Origin of the sequence: Streptomyces sp. SID4985 (assembly GCF_009863025.1) — a bacterium.
Classification (GTDB): Bacteria; Actinomycetota; Actinomycetes; order Streptomycetales; family Streptomycetaceae; genus Streptomyces.
Genome location: NZ_WWIR01000438.1, coordinates 1 through 3,317, shown reverse-complemented (window position 1 = coordinate 3,317; position 3,317 = coordinate 1). Strand labels below are relative to the sequence as shown.

The window sequence follows — 3,317 nt, the reverse complement described above, 5'->3', positions numbered from 1 at the left end:
GGCCGCGCCCACCGGCCGACGGGCCCCGCCCTCGGGGCGCCGGACCGCCCCCACCGGCCGACCGCCCGCACCCGCTGGACGACCGGCCGTATCCGCAGGACGACCAGCGGCGTCCGCACGACGACAGAGAGAGCAGAATGCCCCGCTTCAGCATCATCGTCCCCTCGCACGGGGTCTCGGGCCGGCTGTCCCAGGCCCTGGACTCGGTCCTCGCGCAGTCCTTCGACGACCTGGAGCTGATCCCGGTCTGCGACGACGCCGAGGCCCCGGCCGCCGAGGTCGCCGCCGCGTACGCCCGGCGCGATCCCCGGGTGCGCCCGGTGTACTCGCCGCCGTCCGCCGGGCTGAGCGGGGCCCGCAACACCGGGACGCGGGCGGCGACCGGGGCGTACGTGCTGTTCCTGGACGGCGACGACCTGCTGCTGCCCGGCGCGCTCGCGGCGGTGGACGCCCGGCTGACCGAGACCGCCGGGGTGGACGTGCTGCACGGCGAGTACGAGCGCGTCCCCTGGTGGGAGGGCGAACCGGCCAACCCGGCGGCCCCGCTGCTGGCCAAGGCGCCGAAGGGGGCCTTCGACCCCGCGATGGTGCCCGAGCCGTTCGGGTCGCGGCTGCCCGCCTGGAGCGCGGTGTACCGCCGCGCCTTCCTCACCGAACACGAACTCGCCTTCCCCGAGGGGCACTTCACCGACCTCGGCTGGACCGGACTGGTCGCGGTGGCCGCGCGGCGGGCCGCGGTGCTGCGCCGCCCGCTCGTGCGGCACCGGGCGCGCCGCCAGGGGAGCAGGCTGAACCTGCCGGGCGCGCACCAGCACACACTGCTGGACCAGGTGGAGCTGGTGCTGACCCGGGCCGCCGGGGCGGACCTGCCCGCCGCGCGGCTGCGGGCGCTCTTCGACCAGCTCTTCACCGAGGTCCTGAAGACGGCCTCCCGCCCGCACCGTCTCCCCTCCGGACACCGGAGGTTCTTCCGCCGGGCCGCCCGTCTCCACCGCCGTCACCGCCCGGCCGGACACCGCTTCCCCGGCGGCAGCCTCGGGGTGCAGCACCGGCTGCTCGCGGCGGGCGCGTACAGCGCGTTCCGGGTGCTGCGCGGCGCCAACCGGGCCGCCGCCAAGGCCGCCGCCCGGCTCCCCCGCCCCCGCATGCTGCGGACCCGGCTGCGCTACGCCCGTGCGCTACGCCGCCCGCTCGACCCCAACCTGGCGGTGTACTGCGCCTATTGGGGCCGGGGCTACGCCTGCAACCCGGCCGCGATCCATGCCAAGGCCCGTGAACTCGCCCCGCACATCAGGTCGGTGTTCCTGGTGGAGGCGGGACAGCAGCACACGCTGCCCCAGGGCGTCGAGCACGCGGTGATCGGCTCGCACCGCTCCTGGGAGCTGCTCGCCCGCGCCAAGTACCTCGTGAACAACGCCAACTTCGCCGAGGGAGTCGTCAAGCGCCCCGGCAGCGTCCACCTCCAGACCCAGCACGGCACCCCGCTGAAGACGATGGGCGTGGACCAGTCGACGTACCCGGTGGTGGCCTCGCGCTCCGGGAGTTTCACCAAGCTGCTCGGCCGGGTGGACCGCTGGGACTTCAACCTGTCGTCCAACCGCCACTCGACGCAGATGTGGGAGCGCGCCTTCCCGGGCTCCTACGAACAGCTGGAGTACGGCTATCCGCGCAACGACGTGTACTGCACGGCGACTTCGGAGGACGTGGCCCGGATCCGCCGCGAGCTGGGCGTGCCCGAGGGCCGCACCGCCGTGCTGTACGCGCCGACCCACCGCGACTGGGCCGACGGCTTCGAAACCGGCCTGGATCTGGAGGAGTTCTGCCGTGCGGCCGGTGACGACGTCGTGGTGCTGCTGCGCGCCCACTACTTCTACGACCGCGGCACGGCCCGGAGTTCGGACCGGATCATCGACGTGACCGCGCACCGCTCCGCCGAGGACGTGTGCCTGGCGGCGGACGCGCTGATCACGGACTACTCCTCGATCATGTTCGACTACGCCAATCTGGACCGCCCGGTGGTGATCTACGCCGACGACTGGGAGGTCTACCGGGAGACCCGGGGCGTCTACTTCGACCTGATGGCCACCCCGCCCGGCCCGGTCGCGCGGACACCCGAGGAGCTGGCCCGGATCTTCCGCGAGGGCACGTACGCGGGCCCCGAGTCCCGGGAGCTGCGGGCCGCATTCCGCGAGCGGTTCTGCCAGTTCGACGACGGCCGGGCCGCCGAGCGCGTCGTACGCCGGGTGCTGCTCGGGGAGCCGCCTGAGGCACTCCCGCAGGTGATCCCGCTCGCCGAACGAGTCCCCGCCCCCGCCGCCGCGACCCTCGTGAGGAGCTGACCCGCCGTGCCCCGCTTCAGTGTGATCGTGCCCTGCTTCAAGGTGCAGGGCTTCCTGCGCGAGTGTCTGGACTCGGTGCTCGGCCAGTCGTACGCGGACCTCGAAGTCATCGCCGTCGACGACCGCTCACCGGACGGCTGCGGCGCGATCCTGGACGAGTACGCCGAGCGCGACTCCCGCGTCACCGTGCTGCACCTGCCGGAGAACGTGGGCCTGGGCCGCGCCCGCAACGCCGGGATGCCGCACGCCACCGGCGACTACCTCCTCTTCCTGGACAGCGACGACACCCTGACCCCGGGCGCGCTCAAGGCGATCGCGGACCGCCTGGACGAGACCGCGGACCCGGACGTGCTGGTCTTCGACTACGCGCGCACCTACTGGTGGGGCGGCACCCGGCGCAACGTCCTGGCGCACGTCCTCGCGGAGGCCGGGCCCGGCACCTTCACGGCGGCCGCGCGCCCCGAGATCCTCGACCTGCTGATGGTGGTCTGGAACAAGGTCTACCGGCGCGACTTCGTGACCGGGCACGGCTTCGCGTTCCCGCCCGGCTACTACGAGGACACTCCCTGGACCTTCCCGGTGCTGCTGAGCGCCGGGCGGATCGCGGCCCTGGACCGGATCTGTGTGAACTACCGGCAGCGGCGGCAGGGCAACATCCTGTCCACCACGAGCCGCAAGCACTTCGACGTCCACGACCAGTACGAGCGGGTCTTCGCCTTCGTGGAGGCGCACCCGGAGCTGTGGGTGTGGCGGCCGTATCTGCACCGCAAGATGGGCGAGCACTGCCTGGACATCCTGTCCAAGCCGGACCGGCTGCCGCCCGCCGACAAGGAGGAGTTCTTCCGGCGCACGGCCGAGCTGTTCCGTACGCACCGGCCCGAGGGCGCCGAGGTGACGGGCGAGACGGCGGTGCTGACCGGGGGCTATGCGGCGTATCTGGTGCGCCGTCACGCGGCGCGGGCGGCCCGGGAGGCCCGG

General features: G+C 73.5%; 2 protein-coding genes. Both read left to right on the top strand.

The genetic code is table 11. From position 1 onward, the window contains the following. The first annotated feature begins 137 nt into the window (after positions 1 to 137). Positions 138 to 2,339: a bifunctional glycosyltransferase/CDP-glycerol:glycerophosphate glycerophosphotransferase gene (locus GTW40_RS18960; protein WP_161181383.1), complete on the top strand. Its 2,202-nt coding sequence runs from the start codon at positions 138 to 140 to the stop codon at positions 2,337 to 2,339. A 6-nt stretch (positions 2,340 to 2,345) separates the two neighbouring features. Continuing rightward, the coding region (locus GTW40_RS18955) for a glycosyltransferase (protein WP_161181382.1) at positions 2,346 to 3,317 on the top strand (972 nt) is incomplete at its 3' end.